Below are 25,322 nucleotides of genomic sequence, written 5' to 3' on the forward strand. Positions count from 1 at the left end.
TGTATGGAAACAACACAAGAACAATTAAGCTTAGCGAGATCAGCTAAGAAAAGCATCAATACGGCCAGTACAGCTCTTAAAAATCAGGCCTTAGAAGCTATGGCCAGCCAGCTTCTGAAAGCGACGGAAGCCATTTTAGCAGCCAATCAAATCGATATGGAAGCGGGACGCGGGAAGATCTCTGAAGTCATGCTAGATCGTCTATTTCTTGATCAAGAGCGGATTGAAGGGATGGCAGAAGGGATCCGTGCTTTAATCGATCTGCCAGATCCGATTGGGGAAGTGCTGGATACTGAAGTTTTGGAAAATGGCCTTGAAATCCAGAAAGTTCGAGTCGCTATGGGCGTCATTGGGATCATTTATGAAAGCCGTCCAAATGTAACGTCAGACGCTGCAGCGCTTGCCATCAAGAGTGGAAATGCAGTGGTTCTTCGTACTGGAAAGGATGCCTTTCATTCTGCCCAAGCGATCGTGACCGCACTCAAGGCTGGATTGGAAGAAGTCGGACTCAATCCAGACCTTCTCCAATTGATCCAAGATACGAGTCGAGCTTCCAGCCTTGCTATGATGAAGGCTAAGGGCTATCTAGATTTGCTCATTCCACGTGGTGGTGCTGGATTGATCCAAGCGGTGGTTGAAAATGCCATTGTCCCCGTGATCGAGACAGGAACTGGAATTGTTCATGTCTATGTGGACAAGGAGGCTGACTTCCAGAAAGCCCTAGCGATTATTGAAAATGCCAAGACCAGTCGCCCCTCTGTCTGCAACGCTATGGAGGTCTTGTTGGTCGATCGAGCGATCGCGTCTGATTTCTTGCCTTTGGTCAAAGAGCGCTTAGTGGATGCACGAGAAAGATCCGTTGAGTTGCGCCTAGATGAGCAAGCACAGGCCATCATTTCGGGAACAGCAGCACAGGAGCAGGATTTTGATACCGAATTTTTAGATTATATATTAGCAGTCAAGGTCGTTGATGGAGTTGAGGAAGCGGTGGACCACATAGAAGCCCACAGCACCCATCATTCGGATGCCATTGTGACTGAAAATCCTGAGACAGCCGCTTATTTTACAAAGCAAGTAGATTCAGCAGCCGTTTATGTCAATGCGTCTACACGCTTTACAGATGGGGGTCAATTTGGCCTAGGTTGTGAAATGGGGATCTCGACCCAAAAACTCCATGCGCGTGGACCAATGGGACTACGGGAAATGACCAGTTACAAATATATCGTCAGTGGAAATGGTCAAGTGAGGTAAGAAATGAAAGTTGCATTTATCGGTCTTGGAAACATGGGGGCTAGTTTAGCCAAAGCAGTCGCAAAAGAAGTGGACGCGCAAGACCTGCTCTTGGTCAATCGTTCTCCTCAAAAGGTGCAAGAGTTTATCAGCCAGTATGGGGGAACGGCGTCTGATCTTGGACAAGTCTTTCAAGAAGCTGAAGTAATCTTTTTAGGGGTCAAACCCTATCAGATCTGCCCTCTTTTAGAAGAGTACCAGGGCATCTTGGCCCAACGCTCTAATCTCTTACTGGTTTCCATGGCTGCAGGTTTGGAACTAGAAAAGATGGCTGACGTGATCCAGAACGACCAGCTAGGACTCATTCGCATCATGCCCAATACGCCTGTGGCCATTGGTCAAGGAGTCATCAGTCTGGCCCGCTCCCAAGCAGTGACAGACCAGCAAGTAGCTCAAGTCAACCAGCTCTTATCAGGAGCAGGGGCCCTCTACGAAATTGAAGAAAAATTGATGGATCCTGCAACGGCTGTCGCAGGCTGTGGACCAGCCTTTGTCTATCAGATGATTGAAGCCATGGCAGATGCAGGAGTAAGCTTGGGACTTTCACGAGAGCAAGCCTTGAAGATGGCTGCCGAGACCTTCCACGGCGCTAGTCAAATGGTCCTAGAGACAGGCGAACATCCAGCCCGCTTGCGAGATGCAGTTTGTAGCCCAGGTGGCTCTACCATCGCAGGAGTCAATCGCTTAGAACAAGTCGGCCTACGGGGCGACATTATTGCAGGTGTGGAAGCGGCCTACAAACGCACCCAAGAAATGGGACAAGAGGCAGGGCGAAATCAGATAAGATAATTGGTCAAAACCATGCTTGTAGAACAGTGACGAACTGTTCTTTTATACAAATCTAACAAATCAAGAATTATCCAATCCTCTATTGAAACTTTCCACCGTGAGAAAAGTGCCTGAAACTTAATGGTTTCAGGCATTCGGAATTATTGAGACCTTAGGCTCAATAATTAGTCATGGAACTTCGAAGAAGTTCGCTGACGTCCGTTCTCACCTAAGGAAAGTTTCTAAGAGGACTTTATTTTAAATGTAAAAGATTGGTTTTTGGGCCAATCTTTTTTACGTTAGAGCGACTCTATCTCTACGAAGCCATTTTCAGTCAGATGATAGATTTTTTGGCAGACTTCTTTGAGGAAGGTCCGGTCGTGGGAGACCGTGACTAGTCCACCTGGGTAGTCTGCGAATAGGCGACGAATTTCTGGTTGGGAAGTGGGGGAAAAATTACGAGTAGGCTCGTCCAAGAGCAGAAACTGGGGACTTGTGAGTACTAATTGAAGGAGGAAGAGTTTTCCTTGCTGGCCACCAGAAAGTTCAGAGATCGGATGATGCATTTCAGAATAAGTAAAGTTGAGGGAGGCTAAATGCAATTGAATGGTGTTGATTTCTTCGCGATCACCTGAATGCTGTAGAAATTGAACGGGTGTCTGAGTCAAAGGGAGGCCTTCAGTGTAATCTTGAGGCATATAGGCAGTGCGGATACTCTCATTATTCTGTAAAATCTCCCAGATCTTTTTTAGAAAAGTGGATTTTCCTACACCGTTGGAACCGATAATCCCTATCTTATCCTGCCCTTGAAGTGTGAGGGAGAGGTTCTTGACTAGCAAACGATCCCCAATTGCAAGCTCTTCTTGATCTAAGAGAAGGACACGTTTTTGAGGAGACAAGGGAATGAGGGAAGGGAAATGCAGATTGATGATTTCCTCATCATAGGGTTGGGGAGTCATGGATTGGAATTCTCGCTCGTAGCGCTTTTCTTGTGAGAGGAGGGACTTCATTTTCTTTGCCAGGAGACGTCCAGCAGTGCTATCTTTGGTGTTTCGTAAGGAAGTTTGGACTTGCTGACGGACGCGACGGTGCTTCTCCATTGTTTTTCGGTAGGCTCGTTGATCGTTGGCCGCTTGCTGAGACTGTTGCTTAAATTGTTGTTCCCTCTGGCTACTGTAGTCTTGATAGCCTAGGTGCTCTACGATGGTTTCAGCTTCCTTGCGGTGTTTGATCTGTCTGAGGTGTATGATGGTATCCGCCGTCTGAGTCAAAAAATCCTCATGATGGGAAATAAATATGATGGTTTGGGGACTCGTTTGGATCATCTGCTGGAGCCAATCCAAGGTCTCCAAATCTAGATCATTTGAAGGTTCATCTAAAAATAGCAATTCATGAGGACAACAAAGTTCGTGAAGCAGTTGGACTTTGAGGGCTTCTCCTCCAGATAGACTTCCGATAGCTTGATCGCTTGCAAAGCGGTCGCTATTAAAATGCAATTGATCTGCCAGTCTGTAGAGGGTGGCATAGTCTAGCTCGTCCTCTCCAAAAAAATATTCTTCCAAGGTTTTTCCCTTCAAAGCTTCCGGTAAAGTTTGGGGAATATAGGCATAGGAGTGAAAGGAAGTGGTGATTTCTCCTTCTATGGTCAGATAATCTGGTAGAGATTTTGGGGACATAAGAACCTGAAGTAAGGAAGATTTTCCATTCCCTTCTTCGCCAATAATGGCAACTTTTTCTCCTTCATGAATGGTTAGGGACAGATCGCGAACCAAATCTCGTAAATCTTTTGTATGGCGGATGGTAAGGTGGGATAGTTTTAACATAAGATTCCTTTCTACTGGGACAAAAAACAGCTCTACCTATTTAGTAGAGCTGTATTCATGTGGAACCCAAGCAGAAAAAAACCTTATTTAGCCAACAAACGGTTGGAGAATAGGCGAGAGGGTACACAAAAAGAGATAGAACAAGCAGTCCACTAAATAAAGTATTTTATTTAACGAAACTTAGTTGTTCATATCTCCTTACCTCCGAATATGATTAGATTTATTCTATTCCTTTTATTCGTTATTGTCAAGGAATTCCTTGCTTCTTACTCCCTTTTCTTTTCGGACTCGGGGGGATTTTATGGTATAATTAAAAGTATGCATACAAAACCAACGTCCGCTTATGTCCATATCCCATTTTGTACCCAGATTTGTTTTTATTGTGATTTTTCGAAGGTCTTTATTAAGAACCAACCGGTCGATGCCTATTTGGAGCATTTGATTCAAGAATTTCGTCGGGAAGAAATCACACACTTACGGACTCTCTATATTGGGGGTGGGACACCGACAGCCTTATCTGCGGATCAGCTAGCCTATCTGCTCAAGGAGCTGACCAAGTCGCTTGATCTGTCTCAGATGGAAGAGCTGACGATCGAGGCCAATCCTGGTGATTTGGATCCGGATAAGATTGCGGTCTTGAAGGATTCGCCGGTTAATCGGGTTTCATTGGGCGTGCAGACCTTTGATAATCGCTTGCTCAAGAAGATTGGTCGAAGCCACCAAGAGCAGGACATTTATGACAATATCGACCGTCTGAAGCTGGCTGGTTTTGACAATATTTCGATCGACCTCATCTATGCACTTCCGACGCAAACCATGGACCAGGTCAAGGAAAATGTTGCGAAGGCTCTTGCCCTTGACATTCCCCACATGAGTCTTTATAGCTTGATTCTGGAGAATCACACAGTTTTTATGAATCGCATGAGACGGGGCAAACTTCCCCTACCTAAAGAGGAGTTGGAAGCGGAGATGTTTGAATACATTATTCAGGAGTTGGGGCGAGCGGGCTTTGAGCATTATGAAATTTCCAATTTCTCCAAGCCTGGTTTTGAAAGTCGACACAATCTCATGTATTGGGATAATGCCGAGTATTATGGTATGGGAGCTGGAGCATCCGGCTATGTCGATGGGATTCGCTACAAGAATCATGGCCCCATTCGTCACTATATGCAGGCTGTCGAAGAGGGAAATGCGCGTGTCCAAGAAGAACATCTGACTCAGACAGAAATGATGGAAGAAGAGATGTTTCTAGGACTACGTAAGAAAACAGGCGTTTCCAAGAAGCGTTTTGAAGAAAAGTTTGGTGTGAATTTTGACCAACAATATGGATCAGTGGTTGAGGAATTGATCCAGCAGGGCCTTTTGGTACCTGACAAGGACATTGTACGAATGACCAAGAAAGGTCTCTTTTTAGGAGACACTGTAGCAGAGAAGTTTATTTTGGAGTAGAAAATGGCAAAAACATTTGAATACAGCATGAAAATTCCGTTTGATATGAGCGATGTCAATGGTTATATTAAGATTCCCCAATTGATCTTGCTGTCTTTACAGGTATCGGGCATGCAATCGATTGAGCTGGGTATGAGTGATATGTACATTTTAGAGAACTACAATCTAGTCTGGATTATCACGGATTACAATATGAAGATCGAGCGTCTCCCTGTTTTTGATGAGAAAATCACTATCGAAACCTATGCCAAGAGTCACAATCGACTTTTCTGCTACCGGGCCTTTAATATCAAGGATGAAGCAGGAAATACTATCATTGAGATGGTCGCGACCTTTGTCTTGATGGATCGGGATACACGCAAGGTTCATCCTGTTATGAGTGAAATCACGGATGCCTTTGACTCTGAATTTTCAAAAACCATGCTACGCGGTCCCCGTTTTAAGGAATTAGAGGGGGGCGTCGAACAAGAATACCGGGTTCGGTTTTACGACTTGGATATGAACGGACATGTCAACAATAGCAAGTACTTGGACTGGGTTTTTGAGGTGATGGGAGCAGACTTCTTGACCCATCATGTCCCTAAAAAAGTTCATCTGAAATATGTCAAAGAAGTGCTAGCAGGAGGTCTCATCACCTCTCAATATGAACAAGAGGGCTTGAAAACTCAGCACCAAATTATTTCAGATGGTCAGATCAATGCCCAAGCTGAAATTGAGTGGGAAAAAGTAGAAGAAAAGGGTTGGACTTATGGAAAGTAGAAGATTAAAAAATAAAAAACAGGAACTTGAAAGCTATCAAAAACGGGTTGTGGCCTATGCCAAGCGTCAAAAGAACCCTTTGTACATGTTGGGAGATTGGCTCTTGACTCTTTGTGCTTTGGGCATCATCCTGGTAGAGGAAATTTATAAATTTTTCCGCTATCGCTTGAATTTAGAGAGTTTTAATCGCTTTTTAAGAGAAGATATACGCTGGTATCGGGTCTGGATCCATTTCACCTTGGCCTTTCTTTTACCGGTCATGATCTTCTCGATTGGGATTACTAGCCAATCAGGATCCTTCTGGTCCAATTTCTATCACCGCTTGTCCCAAGGCGTGCTCTTTAGCACAACAGTCAGCCTCGCTGCGACCTTGGTGACGGATTTTGTGGAGAATTTGCAACCAGAAACCAAGTCAGACGGCCGGAACCGGAGCACCAAGCGCACGGTTTATCAAATCAGTGTGGATCAGGCAACTGTAATAGGCTTGTTATTGACCATTGTGATCCTCATGGTGGCTTCCTTCTTGTTCACCCAATCGGGAAGTCAAGGGATTAATTTTACAGGTTTGGTGTTACAATTTGTCCTCTATGCTGGAGCATTGCTCTTATATGGTTCTGGTGGACGAGTCGATGCAGAGAAGTTTCATGAAGAAGCTGACACAGAAAGGGAAGAATAAATGCACTATAAGGGCTATTTGATTGATTTGGATGGCACTATTTACAAAGGAAAATCACGAATTCCTGCAGGAGAAGCTTTTGTTCATGAACTGCAGGCGCGTGAGATTCCCTATCTCTTTGTGACCAACAATACAACCCGCACACCAGAGACTGTTCGGGATATGCTGGCCACTCATTTCAATATTGAAACCCCAGTTTCGACTATCTATACAGCTACCCTTGCGACCATTGACTACATGAATGACCAAAATTTGGGCAAAAAGGTCTATGTGATCGGAGAAGCGGGGCTCAAAGATGCTATTGAAGAAGCTGGCTATATCATGGATGAAGAAGCACCTGATTATGTGGTGATTGGACTGGATTGGCAAGTGGATTATGAGAAGTTTGCTAAAGCAACCTTGGCGATTCAAAAGGGAGCGCACTTTATCGGGACCAATCCGGACCTCAACATTCCAACAGAGCGTGGCTTGTTGCCGGGAGCAGGATCTCTGATTGCCCTTGTTGAAGCAGCGACACGGGTCGAGCCTGTGATCATTGGCAAACCAAAGGCCATCATTATGGATAAGGCCATTGAACACCTGGGGCTTGAAAGAGAAGAAGTGGTCATGATTGGGGACAATTATTTAACAGATATTCGTGCGGGTATTGACAATGGGATTCCAACCCTTTTGGTAACGACAGGTTTTACTAAACCAGAAGAAGTGCCAACCTTACCAATTGCACCGACACATGTTGTTTCCAGTTTAGCGGAGTGGGATTTTGATGCTTAAAAGTTTAAAATCAATCAACCAATTTTTCTTTATCTTGTCAGCTACAATCCTTCTCACCATTGGCCTAGCATGGGTCCTCTATCCCATGGAGATCCATTGGTTGGAGATTCAAAGCCGAACTGGTTTTTCGGCTTCAGTCATCATGAAGAATTTTAATGTCTTGATGAACTACTTGACCAATCCTTTTCAATGGGTGTTGAAGATGCCTCAATTCCCCTCTTCCAAAAATGGCTTGCACCATTTTGAGGCCGTCAAGTACCTGTTTCATTTGGTGACGGTCGTTTTCTTGGTCACTCTACCTGGTTTTATCCAGTTTATGCGGACAGTCGTCAAAAATGGCTACCTGGCCCTGTACCGTAGTCTCTTCTTTTGGATGATGGTTTTACCAGTAGTGCTTGCAGTGATGACTGTTATAATTGGCTTTGATCAATTCTTTACTCTCTTTCATCAAGTCTTATTTGCTGGGGACAATACTTGGCTCTTTGATCCGCGCGTGGATTCGATTATTCTTGCATTACCAGAAGACTACTTTATGCATGCCTTTTTGATTTTCTTTGTCTTATACGAAGGAGTCTGTGCGTGTTTTTATCTATTTTCTAGGAGGAAGAAATGAACCAATACAACCGATTATTAGACCCTAAAAAAGATATAGGAAGGTATTCCGGGACCCTTGCCATTTATCTCTTGGTAATGACCTTGGTAACCGTCCTGTGGGAAGTCCTCCTTGGATTGACCATTGCAGGCTCTCTCAGAAAAGATCCAAGTCAAGTAACGGAGAAACTCAATGCCCTGAATGTTTGGGCAGGTATTCCCTACCTTATCTCTATTTCCATTGGACTCTTTCTCTTTAATGCCTATCGCAAGAAGGCCCTTTATAAATATGATCTTAAGCACAAGGGACGTAAGATGACTCTTTCAGTCTTCTTTATTCTTCTCGCCTTTCTTGGCTTTTCTCAAGTCTTTTCATCTGTGATGACACAAATGATTGAGCGCATGTTTGAGACCATTGGCCTTCATTCTCCAACACCAGATCTAGGTGATACGATTGAGCGATCATGGACTATGCTCTTGTATGCTGGGTTTTTTGGTCCAATCACAGAGGAATTCTTCTTCCGTGGGGCAGGCTTGCGTGGCTTGGAACGGTATGGCAAGGTCTTTGCCATTGTCATGACGGCTATCTTGTTTGGTCTCTTCCATGCCAATTTTGATCAGCTCTTTTTCGCGAGTATCATTGGTCTAGGTTTCGGCTACATTGCCTTTGAATACAATATCTGGTGGGCTATTTTCTATCACATTTTCAATAACTTTGTGATTTCCCAAGGCTTGCATTATGTGGCCTATCATGTGGACGAGGGGCTAGCGAATTGGCTCCAAATTGGTGTTTTAGCTATTGGTTCCATTGTCATGATAGTGGTTCTTGCGACTAAATGGCCAGCTATCAAAGCTTATATTCAAGCCAATAAACCTCAACCGGGAGTTTTCCAGCGTGCCCTCGCTTCCTTCTGGTTCTGGTTCTTCGTGCTATTCACTATCCTGATGTCTATTGTTCCTTATGTGATTCCGATCTTCCAAATGGCAAATTTCAAAGGATAAGTATTATCAAAGGGGGATCCTTTTAGATCCCTCTTTTCTGCTATAATAGAGAGAGTAGAACACAAGGAGAGAAATTGTTTGATAGCTGGACTGGGCGTATAGTGCTCTTCGGCGATTTGTGACATGTAAGAAACTAATTAAAATCTCAGAGTAGTGGATTAGAAATTACAAATCTAAAAGATAAGGTAATTGAAAGGGGATAAATATGAAGATCTATGATGATGTGATCAATGCACTAAAAAATATAGACTTTTTGAAAGAGGAAAGAGCTATAAATTTACCAATCATTCAGTTAAAGACTCTCAAAGATGCGGAGAAGAGTATCAATAGTTTGAAGTGGGAGAATTTTGTATTAGAGAAAGATGGGGATTTTAGTGCTTATCTTTCTAAAAATCATAGTGATATGTATAAACACTGGAATTCACTGGCAATAAGTGCAAAAGAGGAAATTATTCCTCAAATTGAAGCACGATTAGATAACCTGATTGCAGATAGCAAACTGCTAGAATCCATGAAAGATCAGATAAAATTTGATATTGTTGGCTTGGCAATTTACTTAACCATCAAAAAAGAGATACCTCAAGCTAAGTCACAATTTTTCGATGAGTTGTATGCTTTATACCAAGCAGGCTACATTCCTTGCGGTTATGCCAAGGGGTGCTATAAGGTTTTATAAGAAGAATGAAGAATACAAGTTCAATTTGGATCGGTCATTTTTAAGATCTTATTTTGTTAAAAAAATCAATTAATTTAGTAGATTATAGAGAGGTTGGCTAAGTGCTAGACCTCCCTTTTTTGCTATAATAGAGAGTATGAATAACTTGATTAAATCCAAGCTCGAGCTCTTGCCGACGAGTCCGGGCTGTTACATTCACAAAGATAAGAACGGAACCATCATCTATGTAGGGAAAGCCAAAAATCTTCGCAATCGGGTGCGGTCCTATTTTAGAGGAAGCCACGATACCAAGACAGAAGCCCTGGTATCTGAGATTGTGGATTTTGAGTTTATCGTCACTGAGTCCAATATTGAGGCCTTGCTTCTTGAGATCAACCTCATCAAGGAGAACAAGCCCAAGTACAATATCATGCTCAAGGATGACAAGTCCTATCCCTTCATCAAGATTACCAATGAGCGCTATCCGCGTCTTATCATCACGCGCCAGGTCAAAAAGGATGGTGGTCTCTATTTCGGTCCCTATCCAGATGTGGGAGCAGCCAATGAGATCAAGCGGCTTTTGGACCGGATTTTCCCATTCCGCAAGTGTACCAATCCGCCTTCCAAGGTCTGCTTTTACTACCATTTAGGGCAATGCATGGCTCATACAGTCTGCCACAAGGATGAGGCTTATTTCAAGGGCATGGCCCAGGAGGTTTCTGATTTCCTCAAGGGGCAGGATGATAAGATCATCGATGAGCTCAAGCTCAAAATGAATACCGCTGCGCAAAACATGGAATTCGAGCGGGCAGCCGAGTATCGGGATCTGATCCAGGCTATTGGGACCCTGCGGACCAAACAGCGGGTCATGGCCAAGGATTTGCAGAACCGGGATGTCTTTGGCTACTACGTGGACAAGGGCTGGATGTGTGTGCAGGTCTTCTTTGTCCGTCAGGGCAAACTGATCGAGCGCGACGTCAATCTCTTTCCTTACTATAATGATCCAGATGAGGATTTCTTGACCTATGTGGGGCAGTTTTACCAGGAGAAATCCCACCTGATCCCTAATGAAATCCTGATCCCTCAAGATATCGATGAGGAAGCGGTCAAGGCCCTTGTAGATACCAAGGTCCTCAAGCCCCAGCGTGGGGAGAAGAAGCAGTTGGTCAATCTGGCCATCAAGAATGCGCGTGTTAGTCTGGAGCAGAAGTTTAATCTCCTTGAAAAATCCATGGAAAAGACCCAAGGTGCTATTGAAAATCTTGGAAAACTCCTGCAAATTCCAACTCCTGTGCGCATTGAGTCCTTTGACAACTCCAACATCATGGGGACCAGTCCAGTTTCAGCCATGGTGGTCTTTGTCAATGGGAAGCCAAGCAAAAAGGACTATCGCAAGTACAAGATCAAGACCGTTGTCGGACCAGATGACTATGCCAGCATGCGGGAGGTCATTCGCAGACGCTACAGCCGTGTCATGCGGGATGGCCTGACGCCACCTGATCTGATCGTTATCGATGGTGGTCAGGGCCAGGTTAATATCGCTAAGCAAGTCATTCAAGAAGAGTTGGGGCTGGACATTCCTATCGCAGGCCTGCAAAAGAATGACAAGCACCAGACCCATGAATTGCTCTTCGGTGATCCCCTTCAAGTCATCGAACTCTCTCGGACTTCACAGGAATTTTTCCTCCTGCAACGGATCCAAGATGAAGTCCACCGTTTCGCCATCACCTTCCACCGCCAGCTCCGGTCAAAGAATTCCTTCTCTTCTCAGCTGGATGGCATCGAAGGTTTGGGACCAAAACGCAAGCAGTTGCTGATGAAGCACTTCAAGTCACTGACCAAGATCAAAGAGGCCACTGTAGATGAAATTGTCACAGTCGGTGTTCCGCGAGCAGTGGCAAAGGCAGTGCAAGCCAAGCTCCATCAAGGAAAGCAAGAAGAAGCAAGTCCCTTGGTGGAAGTGGCGGAGGATTCCGAACCATACCAATCATAAGGAGTTTATAATGAACCATCGAATCGCTATTTTATCTGATATTCACGGAGATACGACAGCCCTGGAGGCAGTGATTGCAGATGCGCGTGCTCTAGGTGCGACGGAATACTGGCTTTTGGGGGACATTTTGCTACCGGGGCCTGGAAGAGAGGACCTTTTTGAGTTGCTGGATGCGATTCCGATTACAGCGGCTGTTCGTGGAAATTGGGACGATTGTGTCCTAGAGGCCTTGGATGGCGAGTACGGACTTGAGGATCCGCAGGAGATCCAGCTTCTTCGTCTCACTCAGTACCTCATGGAAGGACTAGATCCTAAGCGGATCGATTGGCTTCGCTCCCTTCCTTTGGTAGAGAAAAAGGAGGTCAACGGTATTCGCTTCTCACTGACCCACAATTTGCCAGAAAAGAATTATGGTGGAGACTTGCGTCCAGCTAATGCGACGGAGAACTTTGACCAACTGCTGGATGACCAGACGGATCTGGCGATCTACGGTCATGTCCACAAGCAGTTGCTTCGCTATGGCAGTCAGGGCCAACAGATTCTTAATCCAGGAACTATTGGCATGCCTTATTTTGACTGGGAACCAATTCAAAACCACAGAGCTCAATATGCTCTGATCGATGTCGAAGAAGATGGGGTGACCAACCTGCAATTTCGTAAGGTGGCCTATGACTATGAAGCAGAGCTCCAAGATGCTAAGGATAAAGGTCTTCCTTTTATTGAGATGTACGAAGAATTGAGACGCGAGGATAACTATCGGGGCCATAACATCGAGCTTCTAACTGGCTTAATTGAGAAATACGGTTATGCCAAAGAAGTAGCTGCCTATTTCAATCTTTCCAATGAATCATAGGTAGATCTCTTGTGTATTCAACCTATAAAAAAGAAGTGGATCTTCAAAATGTCCGCTTCTTTTTTCACAATCTTAGGCTGTAAAACCCTGCAAGCTCTTTCATTTTGTGTTAAAATAGAGGTAACAGAAATAGAAAAGGAAGAAGCTTATGAAATTTCTAGAGCTCAATAAAAAACGCCATGCGATCAAGCATTTCACTGACCAACCGGTCGATCCAAAGGATGTACGGACTGCCATTGAGATCGCAACCTTGGCCCCTAGTGCCCACAATAGCCAGCCTTGGAAATTTGTGGTCGTTCGTCAAAAAAATGCGGAATTGGCAAAATTAGCCTATGGTGCAAACTATGATCAAGTCATGGAAGCACCTGTGACCATCGCCCTCTTTACAGATACTGATTTGCAAAAACGGGCTCGCAAGATTGCGCGTGTCGGTGGAGTGAAAAACTTCACAGACGAGCAGTTGCAATACTTTATGCAAAATCTTCCTGCTGAATTTGCACGCTATGATGCCCAACAAACAAGTGATTACTTGGCCTTGAATGCTGGTCTTGTGGCCATGAACTTGGTACTTGCTTTGACGGACCAAGGCATTGGAACCAATATTATCTTGGGATTTGATAAATCAAAAATCAATGAAGTATTGGACATCGAAGAGCGTTTCCGTCCAGAAGTTTTGATTACGGTTGGCTATGCGGCTGAAAAAGTAGAGCCAAGCTATCGCTTACCAGTGGACGAAATCATTGACAAACGCTAAGCCAATTAGCAAATAGAAGATTGAGGAGGAATTCATGACAACAGTTGACTTTAAAGCAGAAGTAGAAAAACGTCGCGATGAGATGATGGCTGACTTATACAGCCTCTTGGAAATCAATTCTGAACGCGATGACAGCAAGGCAGATGAGGAGCATCCTTTTGGACCTGGTCCTGTAAAAGCTCTTGAAAAATTCTTGGAAATTGCCAAACGTGATGGCTATGAAACCAAGAATGTCGACAATTATGCCGGTCACTTTACCTTTGGTGAAGGAGAAGAAGAGCTTGGAATCTTTGCCCATATGGACGTCGTGCCTGCTGGTAGTGGCTGGAAGACAGACCCATATAAACCAGAAATTATCGATGGCAAGCTCTATGCGCGTGGTTCGTCTGATGATAAAGGGCCTACAATGGCCTGCTACTATGGTTTGAAGATCATTAAAGACCTAGGACTCCCTGTTTCTAAGCGCGTGCGCTTTGTTGTCGGTACGGATGAAGAATCAGGCTGGGGCGACATGGATTACTATTTCAAACACGTCGGACTTCCTGAGCCAGATTTTGGCTTCTCACCAGATGCGGAATTCCCAATCATCAATGGGGAAAAAGGAAACATCACTGAGTACCTTCATTTTGGAAATGACAACACAGGAAGTGCCCATCTTCATAGCTTTACAGGTGGCCTTCGTGAAAACATGGTACCAGAGTCAGCGACTGCAGTCGTTTCTGGACAACTACCAGATCTTGCTGGCCTCTTAGATGCCTTTACCAAGGAACACCAGCTCAAGTATGAAATCTCAACTGTCGATGAAGAAACCTATACCGTTACGATTGTTGGGAAATCTGCTCACGGATCAACTCCTGAAGATGGGATCAATGGTGCGACCTACTTGGCTCTCTTGTTGAACCAATTTGATTTTGGTGGTGCTGCTAAGGCTTACCTTCATGTGACAGCCTCACTTCTTCACGAAGATTTTGCTGGTGAAAAATTAGGTATTGCCCATACAGATGCCAAAATGGGACCATTGAGCATGAATGCAGGTGTCTTCCATTTTGATGAAAGCCAAGCAGACAACACTATTGCCCTCAATATCCGTTACCCTCAAGGTACAGATCCTGAAACCATCAAATCCACCCTTGAAAAGATCGAAGGAGTGGCTACAGTAAGCTTGTCAGCCCACGGTCACACACCTCACTATGTTCCGATGGATGATGAATTGGTATCCACCCTCTTGCGTGTTTACGAAAAACAAACTGGCCTCAAAGGACATGAACAAGTGATCGGTGGTGGTACCTTTGGTCGTCTCTTGAAACGTGGGGTTGCCTTTGGTGCTATGTTCCCAGACTATGTCAATACTATGCACCAAGCTAATGAGTTCGCAGATGTCGAAGATCTCTATCGTGCAGCAGCTATTTACGCAGAAGCCATCTATGAACTAATCAAATAATCCACTACTCGGCCAGTTTTTCTGGCTGAGTTTTTCCATAGAAGGAGGACTTATGTCAAGGATTGAAAGCATTAAACAAGCCATTATGGCAGATCCTCAAAATAAAGCATATACGGATAAAGGGATCGAGCCACTCTTTGCAGCCCCAAAGACAGCTCGTATCAATATCATCGGACAAGCTCCAGGGATGAAGACGGAAGAAGCTGGTATTTACTGGAAGGACAAGAGTGGTGATCGTCTGCGCGAATGGTTAGGAGTTGACGAAGACACCTTTTATAATTCTGGTTTGTTTGCGGTCATTCCCATGGACTTTTATTTCCCAGGGCATGGGAAATCTGGTGACCTTCCACCTCGCAAAGGCTTTGCGGAAAAGTGGCACCCTCAACTTCTCAAGGAGTGTCCGGATATTGAGTTAACCCTCTTAATTGGACAATATGCTCAAGCTTATTACCTTCATGAAAAGGTTAGTGGCAAAGTAACCGAACGGGTCCACCATTTTAAAGACTATTTGCCAACCTATTTTCCACTTGTTCACCCTTCCCCTCGTAATCAAATCTGGATGGCTAAAAATCCTTGGTTTGAGGCAGAAGTTGTCCCAGAATTGCAAACCTTAGTACAAGAGATCATTCAAAAATAAAGGAGAGCGAAGATGGATCCTTATCAACAAGTTAAAGAAAAATTAGATGAGTTGGGAATTTCATTTGATGTGGTGGAACACCCACCTGCATTTACGACGGAGCAGGCGGATTCTTATATTGAAGGCTTAGAAGGTGTCCGCACTAAGACCATGTTTTTGACCAACAAAAAGAAAACTCAATACTATTTGCTCATCATGGATGACCAGAAGCCATTGGATATGGATGATTTCAAAGAGCAAGTGGAAGCCAACCGGATCCGCATGGCTTCAGCAGATTCTTTAGCTGAAAAAATGCAATTACCGCCAGGAACGGTTTCTCCATTTGGTTTATTGAACAATGAAGAAAAAGATATTCGGGTCTATTTTGATCAGGATATTGTGTCAGAGGAAATCATGACCTTCCATCCCAATACTAACGAAAAAACCATCTTTATTAAAACCCAAGACTTGTTCCGATTTTTAGAGTCTATTGACTTTAACTATGAAATCCTAACCCTTCCATAACATATCTTACAGGAGAAATCATGAAAGAAATTCCATTTTCAAGCTTTTACCAAGCTTATCAAAAAGGGAACATACACGTTCTTGATGTACGCGAGCAGGAGGAATATGATGCCCTTCACTTAGATGGGGTTCGTCTTCTTCCCTTATCTGAGTTAGCAAATCGCTACCAGGAATTAGAGAAGGATCATCCCTATTATGTCATCTGCAAGTCAGGTCGACGCTCAGCACGTGCTTGCCAATTTTTGGAAGAGCAAGGCTATGATGTGACCAACGTCCAAGGTGGTATGGATGCATTTGAATCCTAAGAGAGAGTGGGACAGAAATCGGTAATTCATTAGAATTCGATTTCGTCGTCCCACCTCCGCACAGTTGAGTAGGGCTGTAAAAGCTGATGAAATCAGCGTAGTAGAGCCCACTCAACCACTGCGTCTTGCTCGACAATCCAAAAATAATTGGGAGGCTAGGATTTTTGTCCCAGCCTCTTTTTCTTTACTAATTTCTAAAAATGAGTAGAATTTGTATGTTTTTCAAAAGATATTACAGGGATTTTCCAGTCTTTCATTGAAAATGGTTCAGAAATTTTGTATAATACCCTAGTATAAACAATAGTTAAGGAGATTCATTATGTCAAAACAAGATTGGCTGGATTATTTCGAAGCCGTAAATGGTCGTTCTGCTAGTGCAGAAGAAATTGCTCAAGCACTGGCTGCAGGAGAATTTCAAGAAGAAGTAGTGGTTCCAGAAACCCCAGAAGCCCTAGAATTTGTCGCAGCACCAACTGCCCCTGTGGAAGAACCAGTTGCTGCTCCACAAGCCCCAGAGTTTGTCGCAGCGCCAGCAGCTCCTCAAGCTCCAGAGTTTGTTGCAGCGCCAACTGCCCCTGTTGAAGAACCAGTAGCAGCTCCTCAAGCTCCAGAATTTGTCGCAGCGCCAGCAGCACCAGCAGCGCCAACTGCACCTGCAGAAGAACCAGTTGCAGCTCCAGTTCAAGAACCGGCTCCTCAAGTTGCTCCAGCGAATGGACCTGCTTTCCAACAAGCTCCACAGCAAGCCTACCAACAACCGACTCAAGCAGCTTATCAACAAGCTCCTTACCAAGGCCAACCAGGACAACCTTATCCTGGCCAACCAAGTCAATTTGGTGTAGCCGTTGGTGGTTACTGGAATTGGTTCCTTTCAGCTTTGAAACGTCCAACAGCTGTAGAAAATCCAAAAGCTCTTAACGGAATTTTACAGTATGTCTTGACTGCCTTTGTCTTGACCCTATCAACTTTCTTCACAGCTAGTGGAGCTACAGGTGGTTATGGAATGGATTTCCGTGCCTTTATGTTGACATTGATTTCCCTATTCTTTAGCGTTTACGCCTTCCAAGTAGCTGGATTCTTTGTTCGTCGTGTGGTTCTTCAAGACAAGGAATATAGTTACGGTCGTTCATTTGAAGAGTTTGGACGTTTGTCTGTTTACACTTTGCCACTTGCCCTTCTTGCTTTCTTAGTAGGTCTTGTAAAAGTTTATGAATTTTATGGCTTTGTAAACTTCCTTATTTTCTTCTTGTTCTTTGTTGGAACATGCTATGTCGTTCATCAAGGATTGAACAAGACAAGCTTTAAAGCAGATAAATTCTTGCTTCTAGTAGCATCATCTGTTGTCTTGCTTCTCATTGCCATCTTTGTCATTTATGTGAATGCTCGTATTTTAGAACAAGTAGCTATTGGATTTATTCCAAGTGCTCCAAATTTCTCTAACTTTGGATTCTAACAATATCACAAAACGGAAGGTGGGGGGACCCACTTTCCCTATTTTATAATGAGGGAGAAGAGATCCATGCAAAAGAAATGGGTTGAATTATTTGAAAAAGTGATCGGTCGCAAACCGTCACCAGAAGAGTTTATGGCTGGGAAAGCTTGTGGATTTGATTTGAAACAAATTCAGTCTATCGCAGGAAATGCCCCAGCTGAGGAAGTCGCTCCTGTTGAGGAACCAGTGGTTGAACCAGTTGAAGAAGTGAAAAAAGTTGATCCACTTCTAGCAGCTCGTCAGGCTTGGTTGCAACATTTTGAAGAAACCTATGGCCGCAAGCCAAGTGCAGAAGAATTTACTGCTGCAAAAAGTCAAAACTTCGAGTTTTTTGTAGGACCTGTGCCTGAAGCAGAATTTGCGAACCCAGATTCAACAGAAGTAACACAGGAATATGTGCCTCAACAGCCGACTCAAGAGTATACGACTCCACTTGCTGCTGAGCAAACGCAGGTCTTTGCTGGTCCAAATGTCACAGAAGCAGGTCCAGTTCAGAAAAAACAAAAGGCCCCGAAAACGAAGGGTGGAAAGAAACTTTCCAAGAAGAAAATTGGGATTATTTCTGCTATTGTAGTCCTTGTGATCGCTTTGGTAGCAGCCTTCTTTTACTTCCAGTCTACAACACGTGTCGAAGTGACAGCAGATAAATTTATTAAGGCAGTGGACACCAAGGATTATCGCGAAGCAGCAGACCTACTTTCAACCGATAACGATAAATGGACAAAGGATGAAGCCGAAAGCTTGATTACCAGCATGGAAGATCAAGGAGTCGATATCGGCACAGAGTTGAACAAGATCATCGATAATGGTGGAGAAGGCAGCTATACGGATAAATCTGGAAACAAGATCTTTGGTTTGGAAAAAGCAGACAAGAAATTTGGGATCTTCCAAGAATACCGTGTAGCCAGCTATCCAGTACAAGTAAAGGTCAAGACCAATTTGGACCAAGCCAAACTCAAAGTGGCTGCCAATAAAACGGTAACCTTGAAAAAAGATGCAGTGACAGATCTTGGTTCTTTCCATTACAATACAAAAGAAATGGAATTGACTGCTAAAACAGAGGTCGGAAATGTTACTTCTAAGATCCATCTCAATCCTAAAAAAGCAACCAAGAATAATTTAGAATTGCAGTTGAATTCTGAAAAACGCAATTTAGAAGTTGAGTTTCCAGATGAAGTTGAAAACCCAACAGATGTGAAGGTTGTGGTTAACGGCAAAGAAGTCGGAACCAGCACGACCTTTGAAGTAGATAGCATCCCTTATCAAGAAATTGAAGTACATGCTGTCTTCAACATGAATGGGGAAACCTATACAACTGAGAAGGCTAAGGTGACGATTGAAGAGGGTGAAAACGATCCGATCGAACTCAAACTAGCCAAAGATACCCTAAAACGCATCAAGAGTGCACAAGATGCTAAGAAAGCGCAAGCAGCCAAAGAAGAACAAAATCGGACCTTGGCAGAAGAATTCTTGAAAGAGTACCGCGATGCTGTCTTTAGCTCCGTTTCAAATCGAAACAACACCTACTCTAAATACTATGACACACAAAGTCAAGCCTACAAAGACATGGTTGAGTTCACAACTGGTGATGGTGTTCGAAAGGCTAAAATTGACTACTATACTCCAGGAGCTTTGGATATTCAAAGTGTCACGGAAGAAAATGGTGTGGTGACGATCAAGACTTATGAAGACTTTACCGTGCATTATACAGATAGCCATCCAGATTCACAAAACCGCAAGTACAAGACTTACACCTTGAAAAAAGTAGGTGCAAGTTATGTGATTACGGATATTGTCGTAACAAAAGAATCATAGGAGATTCCCCATGAAAGCAAGATTTTCCAAATTAACTTTGGTGACAGTTGCCTTGTTAACCCTGACAGCTTGCTCCCAATCTCAATCCACTAGTTCTAAATCTTCTGCAAAAGAAGAAACTAAACAAACGCAAACCAAGTCTTCCAAAGAAACGTCTTCTGCAATGGATACGTCAAAAGAGACAGGAAAAGAAGAATCGTCAAAAGCTGGTAAGTCAGATGTGAAAGTGGACTCTGGTGTCAGCTATAATGGTTCTTACTATAGTGTCAAAGGGAAATATGGTGAGGTCATGATTGCCAACAAACATTATCCCTTGTCGCCTGACTTTAACCCAGGTGAAGATCCTGAAGCTGTTTCAGCTCTTCATGAATTGATTGCGGCTATGCAGGCAGAAGGTTATCCGATCAGTGATCAATATAGTGGTTTTCGTAGCTACGATACCCAAGTTGGCCTCTATCAAAACTATGTCAATCAAGATGGTCAGGAAGCCGCCGATCGTTATTCCGCAAGACCGGGTTATAGTGAACACCAGACAGGTTTGACCTTTGATTTGATCGATACCAGTGGTAATCTGGTGACAGAACCTGGACCAAGTAAGTGGTTGCTCAAGAATGCTGCTAAATATGGCTTTGTGGTTCGTTACCAAGAAGGAAAAGAAAAAGTAACAGGCTACATGCCAGAAAGCTGGCATCTCCGCTATATCGGAAAAGAAGCGCAAGATATCGCTGACTCAGGTTTGAGTCTAGAAGAATACTATGGCTTCACCGGTGGCGATTACGTTGATAAATAAAAAGGTTGGGATAGATATCCCAACCTTTTTATTGTATGTTTTTTAGAAACGCATCCAGCTCTTTTTGATTCTTGAGAGAGAGAAATTTCTCAGGGTAGGTGGAGTGGATGCTTTGATACCTTTCTCTGGCACTTTTTGTTCGTCCATCCCAAAGGATCCAACGGATGAATTCCCAGTCAAAGCGTTCGGGGCAACCTGCCGCCATACTCTCACGGACTCGGCCTTTATAACGGCGGTATCGTTTCCAGCCTCTAAAGAGGCAGTTCCAACGAGAGAAGTTGAGAAAGATAATCTGGTCCGCTTGCTCCATTCTTTCCTCATAGCAGCACCAAGAGTAATTGCCATCAATGACCCAGTCTTTATGATCGCCGAGAAACTGTCTCATCTCTTTCTCCATCCAATCCCGGTCACTGTCTATCCAGCCCGGTTGAAATTGAAGGGTATCCATGTGGAGCTTTGGAATGGAGTAGTGGCGGGCTAAGTTTTCAGCCAAGGTGGATTTACCTGATCCAGAATAGCCGATAATAACAATTTTCATAAGCACCTCTCAAAAAATTAGGCACAAAAAAAGCTCCGGAGAGCTTGATTTTTATGCTGTTCTTGATTAACCAAGTTTCGCTGCAAGACGTGCTTTATCACGGCTAGCTTTGTTCTTGTGGATCAAACCTTTAGTTTCTGCTTTATCGATAGCTGAGCTAGCAGCGCGGTAAAGTTCTTCAGATGGGTTTGCTTCAAAAGCTTTGATTGCAGTACGCATAGCTGATTTTTGAGCTGAGTTTTTTTCGTTTTGTTTAACGTTCAATTCAGCGCGTTTGATAGCTGATTTAATGTTTGCCAAGTTATTCACCTCCATTGATAATCTAACTATCTCATTATATATGAAAAGTTAAGATTTGACAAGCCTAAAATAGCTTTTCCTTAAAAAAGTACTGTTAAAAGGCCATTTTCTCTAGCGTTTGAGATAAATTTCGTCGATTTCATGGTTGGTTGCCTTATGGAGAATCAGATCAGCTCTGTTTCTGGTTGGTTGGATGTAATGTTGCAAGTTGACTAAATTAATGGATTCCCAGACCTGATGGGCCATGCTTAAAACTTCATCTAGTGGTTGCTCTGTAAATCGATAGTAGTAGTTATTGGGATCATTCTGAGCTAATGCAAGGAGTTTTTGGAAGCGATCGATATACCAAGATTCGATATCGTCGACCGCGGCATCCACATAGATTGAAAAATCAAAGAAATCGGTCATATAGAGACTGTCATTTTGCGGATTTTGAAAGACATTGATTCCTTCGACAATGACAAAATCAGCTGGTAAAATCGTTTGCTTCTCATCTGGGACAATATCGTATATTTCGTGGGAATAGACAGGGATTTTTACGCTCTTGTTGTTTTTGATTTGATTAAGAAAATCAAGGAGCAATTCCATATCATAGCTTTCTGGAAATCCTTTTCGATTGAGGATCTCTTGTTCTTTTAAGATAGCATTTGGATAGAGGAAGCCATCTGTTGTCACCAATTCTACTGTCGAGCCTTCGAAGGTTCGCGACAGCAGGATTTGAAGTAAACGGCTAGTGGTAGATTTTCCAACCGCAACGCTCCCTGAAACCCCAATGATAAAGGGTTGGCGTTCACTCGTTTTTTGAAGAAAAATACCTTTTGAGAAGGCCAAATCTTCTTTGGAACGCTTGTAGATTCCAATCAGGTTTGTCAAAGGCAGGTAGACGTCACGTACATCCTGGAGGTTGATGCGGTCGTTGAAACTTTTAATAGAATTGAGCTCTGTTTGAGAGAGAGGTGGGGTGGTTTTGCGGTGCAAATTTTGCCAGGTTTCCCGATTAATTTTTTCAAAATGTAGAAATTCTTTGTCCATATGTCACTCCTATTGTAGTCTTTAGTATACCAATTTTTAGAGGTCATGTAAACGATTTAAAAAAGGAGTGAATTATGATAAAATAACCTTATGAGTAAAATGTATTTCGATGTAAACCCAGATGCAGCCCATGATATTCATGATCTGGCTGTTGTTTTATTGGGGCAAAAGATGAATTTTTATACGGACGCCGGCGTCTTTAGTAAAAAAATGATTGATTATGGAAGCCAGGTGCTCTTATCAACTTTGGATTTTCAAGAAGGGGAAAGTGTCCTTGATGTTGGCTGTGGCTATGGTCCAATTGGCCTTTCTCTAGCTAAAGCCCAGGGAGTTGCAGTGACTATGGTCGATGTCAATGAGCGGGCGCTGGACTTGGCTCAGAAAAATGCCAGCCGAAACGGCGTGGAAGCTCAGATCTTTTCTTCAGATGTCTATGAAGCAGTAGAAGGGGTCTTTGACCATGTGATCAGCAATCCGCCAATCCGAGCTGGTAAGAAAGTCGTTCACCAAGTGATCACTGGTAGTTTTGAACATTTGAAACCAAGTGGAGATTTGACCATTGTCATTCAAAAAAAACAAGGAGCTCCCAGCGCTAAGGCCAAGATGGAAGAGACGTTTGGCAATTGTGAGACCGTAAAAAAAGACAAAGGATATTATATTTTAAGAAGTGAGAAAGAATCATGAGAGCAGTAGATATCATTCAGAAAAAAAGAGATGGTCTTGCCTTAAACAAGGAAGAAATTGAATGGCTGATTGAGGGCTATGTGGCTGGAACGGTTCCAGATTACCAAATGTCCGCTTTTGCTATGGCCGTTTATTTTAAAGGGATGACGACGGAAGAAATTTCTCATATGACCATGAAGATGGTCCGAACAGGGCAACAGTTTGATCTGTCAGCTATTCCAGGAATCAAGGTAGACAAACATTCGACTGGTGGTGTGGGAGACAAGGTGACCTTGGTCTTGGTGCCTTTGGTTGCGAGTTTCGGAGTGCCGGTTGCCAAAATGAGTGGTCGTGGCTTAGGCCACACAGGTGGGACCATCGATAAGTTGGAATCCATTAAAGGCTTTCAGATTGAACGGACTCAAGAGGAATTTATCCAGCAGGTGCAGGAGATCGGCTTATCGGTCATTGGTCAATCCGACCAACTCGTAAAAGCAGACAAACTCTTGTATGCTCTGCGTGATGTAACGGCGACAGTGGATACCATTCCTTTGATTGCTAGCTCCGTCATGAGTAAGAAAATTGCTGCTGGTGCGGATGCCATTCTTTTGGACGTGACAGTGGGCGAGGGTGCCTTTATGAAGAATATTGAGGATGCTCGTCGCTTAGCCCGTACCATGGTGGATCTTGGAAATGCAGTGGGTCGGAAAACCATCGCTGTCATTACAGATATGAGCCAACCTTTGGGAACCAGTATTGGCAATCGTTTAGAGATTTTGGAAGCCTTGGATATTCTGAAAGGGCAGGGCCGAGCGGACGTAACTGAGTTAATTTGTGAATTAGCGCAAATCATGTTGAAATTGGCCAATGTAGAACAATCGATTGAAGCCATCCATGAACACTTGACCAATGGTCAAGCTTTAGCGAAGTTTGAAGAAATGGTGGTGGCTCAAGGTGGAGACTTAGAAGATTTGCATCGTCCCGTTAAAGTGGATCAGGTCCTTGAAGTAACAGCGAACCAAGATGGCGTCATTGCTGCTTTACCTGCCATGGAGTTTGGCTTGTTTGCCATGCGCTTGGGTGCTGGCCGTGCTGTCAAATCAGATCCCCTCGATTACGAAACAGGAATTGTGTTTGACAAAAAAGTGGGAGAGCACGTCAAAAAAGGGGAACGCATTGCCCGTATTTTCATGAATGAAAAAAATTCACAAGAAAGAGTTACAGAATTTAAAAAAAATGTTAAAATACTAGAAAGGGCTGAAAGCGTTAAAGAAATTATTGAAATAATATCTTAAGCAGCTCAGGAGATTGTATGAAGTTAAATAAATATATCGATCACACTCTTTTAAAACCAGATGCACAACAAGAACAGATAGAAAAGCTGATCGAAGAAGCCAAGGCTTATGATTTTGCGAGTGTCTGTGTGAACCCGACATGGGTGAATTTTGCGGCTGAGGGCTTGCGTGATTCAGACGTTAAAGTTTGTACCGTCATTGGTTTTCCTTTGGGAGCAAATACACCATTTGTCAAAGCGTGTGAAACAAAAAATGCGATTCAAAATGGTGCCGATGAGATTGACATGGTCATTAATATCGGGGCTCTTAAGTCTAAGAATTTAGCACTAGTTGAGGAAGATATCCAAGCTGTAGTCGAAGCGAGCGGTGATAAGCTCGTCAAAGTCATCATTGAGACTTGTCTCTTAACAGATGATGAAAAGATCGTTGCTTGCCAAATTGCTAAGTCAGCTGGCGCAGACTTTGTGAAGACTTCAACTGGCTTCTCAACTGGAGGAGCAACGGTAGAAGATGTGGACTTAATGCGTCAAACTGTTGGACCCGACATGGGTGTTAAAGCTTCTGGTGGTGCTCGCTCTTATGAAGATGCTCTTGCTTTTATCGAAGCTGGTGCGACCCGTATCGGGACTTCTTCTGGTGTAGCCATCATGGAAGGTAAGGTGGCTCATGGCGACTACTGAGTTGATTGACTTAGCAGTTGAAGTGAGTCAACAAGCCTATGTGCCTTACTCTCATTTCCCAATTGGAGCTGTACTGCTAACGAAGGATGGAGAAATCTATACAGGTGTCAATATCGAAAATGCCAGTTTTGGTTTGACCAACTGTGGAGAACGGACAGCCATTTTTAAAGCTGTTTCTGAAGGAGCTCGTGAGTTTCAAGAGCTCATTATCTACGGGCAAACAGAAAAGCCCATCTCTCCATGTGGTGCTTGTCGCCAGGTCATGGCTGAATTTTTTGAGCCAGACCTTCCTGTAACCTTAGTATCTAAAGATAAATCGACGGTCGTGATGACGGTCAAGGAATTACTTCCATATTCCTTTACAGACCTGACTTAATAGGTCTGTGAGGCGGTCTTTTGACCCTTTCAATACTTCGCAACAATGTTGCACAATAATTTAGGAGGTT

27 protein-coding genes are annotated in these 25,322 nt (G+C 43.6%); 23 read left to right on the top strand and 4 right to left on the bottom strand.

All coding sequences use genetic code 11. The features are described from left to right. The first annotated feature begins 3 nt into the window (after window positions 1-3). Both NML76_RS00485 and proC read left to right on the top strand, forming a co-directional pair. Window positions 4-1,251, top strand: a complete 1,248-nt coding sequence (locus NML76_RS00485; RefSeq protein WP_254732408.1) for a glutamate-5-semialdehyde dehydrogenase — start codon at window positions 4-6, stop codon at window positions 1,249-1,251. A gap of 3 nt (window positions 1,252-1,254) precedes the next feature. Further along, window positions 1,255-2,079, top strand: coding sequence for a pyrroline-5-carboxylate reductase (proC, locus tag NML76_RS00490; protein ID WP_254732410.1), 825 nt, complete (start codon window positions 1,255-1,257; stop codon window positions 2,077-2,079). A gap of 278 nt (window positions 2,080-2,357) precedes the next feature. On the opposite strand, the gene NML76_RS00495 is transcribed toward proC, so the two are convergent. Beyond that, a complete protein-coding gene (locus NML76_RS00495; protein ID WP_254732413.1) occupies window positions 2,358-3,881 on the bottom strand; it encodes an ATP-binding cassette domain-containing protein in 1,524 nt (507 codons plus the stop codon). Window positions 3,882-4,199: 318 nt separating this feature from the next. Here NML76_RS00495 and hemW point away from each other — a divergent pair, with 318 nt between their 5' ends. The 17 genes from hemW (at window position 4,200) to ldcB (ending at window position 20,368) form a co-directional block, all read left to right on the top strand. Then, a complete protein-coding gene (hemW, locus tag NML76_RS00500) occupies window positions 4,200-5,330 on the top strand; it encodes a radical SAM family heme chaperone HemW (RefSeq protein WP_254732415.1) in 1,131 nt (376 codons plus the stop codon). A 3-nt stretch (window positions 5,331-5,333) separates the two neighbouring features. Then, window positions 5,334-6,089, top strand: a complete 756-nt coding sequence (locus tag NML76_RS00505) for an acyl-ACP thioesterase domain-containing protein (RefSeq protein WP_254732417.1) — start codon at window positions 5,334-5,336, stop codon at window positions 6,087-6,089. Beyond that, window positions 6,079-6,765 carry a hypothetical protein gene (locus NML76_RS00510; protein WP_254732419.1) on the top strand — a complete coding sequence of 229 codons (687 nt, stop codon included), beginning with the start codon at window positions 6,079-6,081 and terminating at the stop codon, window positions 6,763-6,765. The genes NML76_RS00505 and NML76_RS00510 overlap by 11 nt, the downstream gene beginning before the upstream one ends. Beyond that, complete coding sequence (locus NML76_RS00515; RefSeq protein WP_254732421.1) at window positions 6,766-7,536, top strand: TIGR01457 family HAD-type hydrolase; 771 nt, start codon at window positions 6,766-6,768, stop codon at window positions 7,534-7,536. Next, window positions 7,529-8,149, top strand: a complete 621-nt coding sequence (locus NML76_RS00520; RefSeq protein ID WP_049498257.1) for a TIGR01906 family membrane protein — start codon at window positions 7,529-7,531, stop codon at window positions 8,147-8,149. Before NML76_RS00515 ends, NML76_RS00520 begins: the two co-directional genes overlap by 8 nt. Then, complete coding sequence (locus NML76_RS00525) at window positions 8,146-9,129, top strand: CPBP family intramembrane glutamic endopeptidase (RefSeq protein ID WP_254732423.1); 984 nt, start codon at window positions 8,146-8,148, stop codon at window positions 9,127-9,129. Before NML76_RS00520 ends, NML76_RS00525 begins: the two co-directional genes overlap by 4 nt. A gap of 205 nt (window positions 9,130-9,334) precedes the next feature. Next, window positions 9,335-9,805: a hypothetical protein gene (locus NML76_RS00530; RefSeq protein WP_254732425.1), complete on the top strand. Its 471-nt coding sequence runs from the start codon at window positions 9,335-9,337 to the stop codon at window positions 9,803-9,805. Between the two features lie 136 nt (window positions 9,806-9,941). Further along, the gene (uvrC, locus tag NML76_RS00535) at window positions 9,942-11,777 is read left to right on the top strand and encodes an excinuclease ABC subunit UvrC (protein WP_254732427.1); all 1,836 of its coding nucleotides are present in this window, start codon (window positions 9,942-9,944) and stop codon (window positions 11,775-11,777) included. Window positions 11,778-11,787: 10 nt separating this feature from the next. Then, window positions 11,788-12,630: a metallophosphoesterase gene (locus NML76_RS00540; RefSeq protein WP_049491845.1), complete on the top strand. Its 843-nt coding sequence runs from the start codon at window positions 11,788-11,790 to the stop codon at window positions 12,628-12,630. A gap of 148 nt (window positions 12,631-12,778) precedes the next feature. After that, window positions 12,779-13,384, top strand: coding sequence for a nitroreductase family protein (locus tag NML76_RS00545; protein WP_003001591.1), 606 nt, complete (start codon window positions 12,779-12,781; stop codon window positions 13,382-13,384). 34 nt (window positions 13,385-13,418) lie between these two features. Beyond that, entirely contained in the window at window positions 13,419-14,825 is a 1,407-nt protein-coding gene (pepV, locus tag NML76_RS00550; RefSeq protein WP_254732429.1) for a dipeptidase PepV, read from the top strand. 52 nt (window positions 14,826-14,877) lie between these two features. Then, window positions 14,878-15,462, top strand: a complete 585-nt coding sequence (locus NML76_RS00555; protein WP_254732430.1) for a uracil-DNA glycosylase family protein — start codon at window positions 14,878-14,880, stop codon at window positions 15,460-15,462. 12 nt (window positions 15,463-15,474) lie between these two features. After that, window positions 15,475-15,966 (top strand): prolyl-tRNA synthetase associated domain-containing protein, encoded by a 492-nt coding sequence (locus NML76_RS00560; RefSeq protein WP_070665314.1) that lies wholly within the window; start codon window positions 15,475-15,477, stop codon window positions 15,964-15,966. Between the two features lie 20 nt (window positions 15,967-15,986). Continuing rightward, on the top strand, window positions 15,987-16,271 hold the full coding sequence (locus tag NML76_RS00565) for a rhodanese-like domain-containing protein (RefSeq protein ID WP_013903704.1): 285 nt from the start codon (window positions 15,987-15,989) through the stop codon (window positions 16,269-16,271). A gap of 319 nt (window positions 16,272-16,590) precedes the next feature. Next, on the top strand, window positions 16,591-17,724 hold the full coding sequence (locus tag NML76_RS00570; RefSeq protein WP_254732431.1) for a DUF6574 domain-containing protein: 1,134 nt from the start codon (window positions 16,591-16,593) through the stop codon (window positions 17,722-17,724). A gap of 66 nt (window positions 17,725-17,790) precedes the next feature. Next, window positions 17,791-19,578, top strand: coding sequence for a hypothetical protein (locus NML76_RS00575; RefSeq protein WP_254732432.1), 1,788 nt, complete (start codon window positions 17,791-17,793; stop codon window positions 19,576-19,578). Between the two features lie 10 nt (window positions 19,579-19,588). Beyond that, window positions 19,589-20,368 carry an LD-carboxypeptidase LdcB/DacB gene (gene ldcB, locus NML76_RS00580; protein ID WP_254732433.1) on the top strand — a complete coding sequence of 260 codons (780 nt, stop codon included), beginning with the start codon at window positions 19,589-19,591 and terminating at the stop codon, window positions 20,366-20,368. Between the two features lie 28 nt (window positions 20,369-20,396). On the opposite strand, the gene NML76_RS00585 is transcribed toward ldcB, so the two are convergent. The 3 genes from NML76_RS00585 to coaA form a co-directional block, all read right to left on the bottom strand. Continuing rightward, a complete protein-coding gene (locus NML76_RS00585; RefSeq protein ID WP_254732434.1) occupies window positions 20,397-20,906 on the bottom strand; it encodes a DNA topology modulation protein in 510 nt (169 codons plus the stop codon). A gap of 66 nt (window positions 20,907-20,972) precedes the next feature. After that, window positions 20,973-21,221, bottom strand: coding sequence for a 30S ribosomal protein S20 (gene rpsT / locus NML76_RS00590; RefSeq protein ID WP_003007640.1), 249 nt, complete (start codon window positions 21,219-21,221; stop codon window positions 20,973-20,975). Between the two features lie 96 nt (window positions 21,222-21,317). After that, entirely contained in the window at window positions 21,318-22,238 is a 921-nt protein-coding gene (gene coaA, locus NML76_RS00595) for a type I pantothenate kinase (protein WP_254732435.1), read from the bottom strand. 90 nt (window positions 22,239-22,328) lie between these two features. On the opposite strand from coaA, the gene NML76_RS00600 reads away from it, so the two are divergent. From NML76_RS00600 to NML76_RS00615, 4 genes are read left to right on the top strand one after another with little or no spacing between them, the layout of a single operon-like run. After that, complete coding sequence (locus NML76_RS00600; RefSeq protein ID WP_118095266.1) at window positions 22,329-22,922, top strand: class I SAM-dependent methyltransferase; 594 nt, start codon at window positions 22,329-22,331, stop codon at window positions 22,920-22,922. Next, complete coding sequence (locus tag NML76_RS00605; protein WP_254732436.1) at window positions 22,919-24,196, top strand: pyrimidine-nucleoside phosphorylase; 1,278 nt, start codon at window positions 22,919-22,921, stop codon at window positions 24,194-24,196. Before NML76_RS00600 ends, NML76_RS00605 begins: the two co-directional genes overlap by 4 nt. Before the next feature lie 17 nt (window positions 24,197-24,213). After that, window positions 24,214-24,876 carry a deoxyribose-phosphate aldolase gene (gene deoC, locus NML76_RS00610; protein WP_049506548.1) on the top strand — a complete coding sequence of 221 codons (663 nt, stop codon included), beginning with the start codon at window positions 24,214-24,216 and terminating at the stop codon, window positions 24,874-24,876. Continuing rightward, window positions 24,863-25,252, top strand: coding sequence for a cytidine deaminase (locus tag NML76_RS00615; protein ID WP_003007631.1), 390 nt, complete (start codon window positions 24,863-24,865; stop codon window positions 25,250-25,252). Before deoC ends, NML76_RS00615 begins: the two co-directional genes overlap by 14 nt. Window positions 25,253-25,322: the final 70 nt, after the last annotated feature.

The sequence above is a fragment of the Streptococcus sp. CF8_Ac1-9 genome (genome assembly GCF_024295565.1).
GTDB lineage: Bacteria > Bacillota > Bacilli > Lactobacillales > Streptococcaceae > Streptococcus > Streptococcus parasanguinis_X.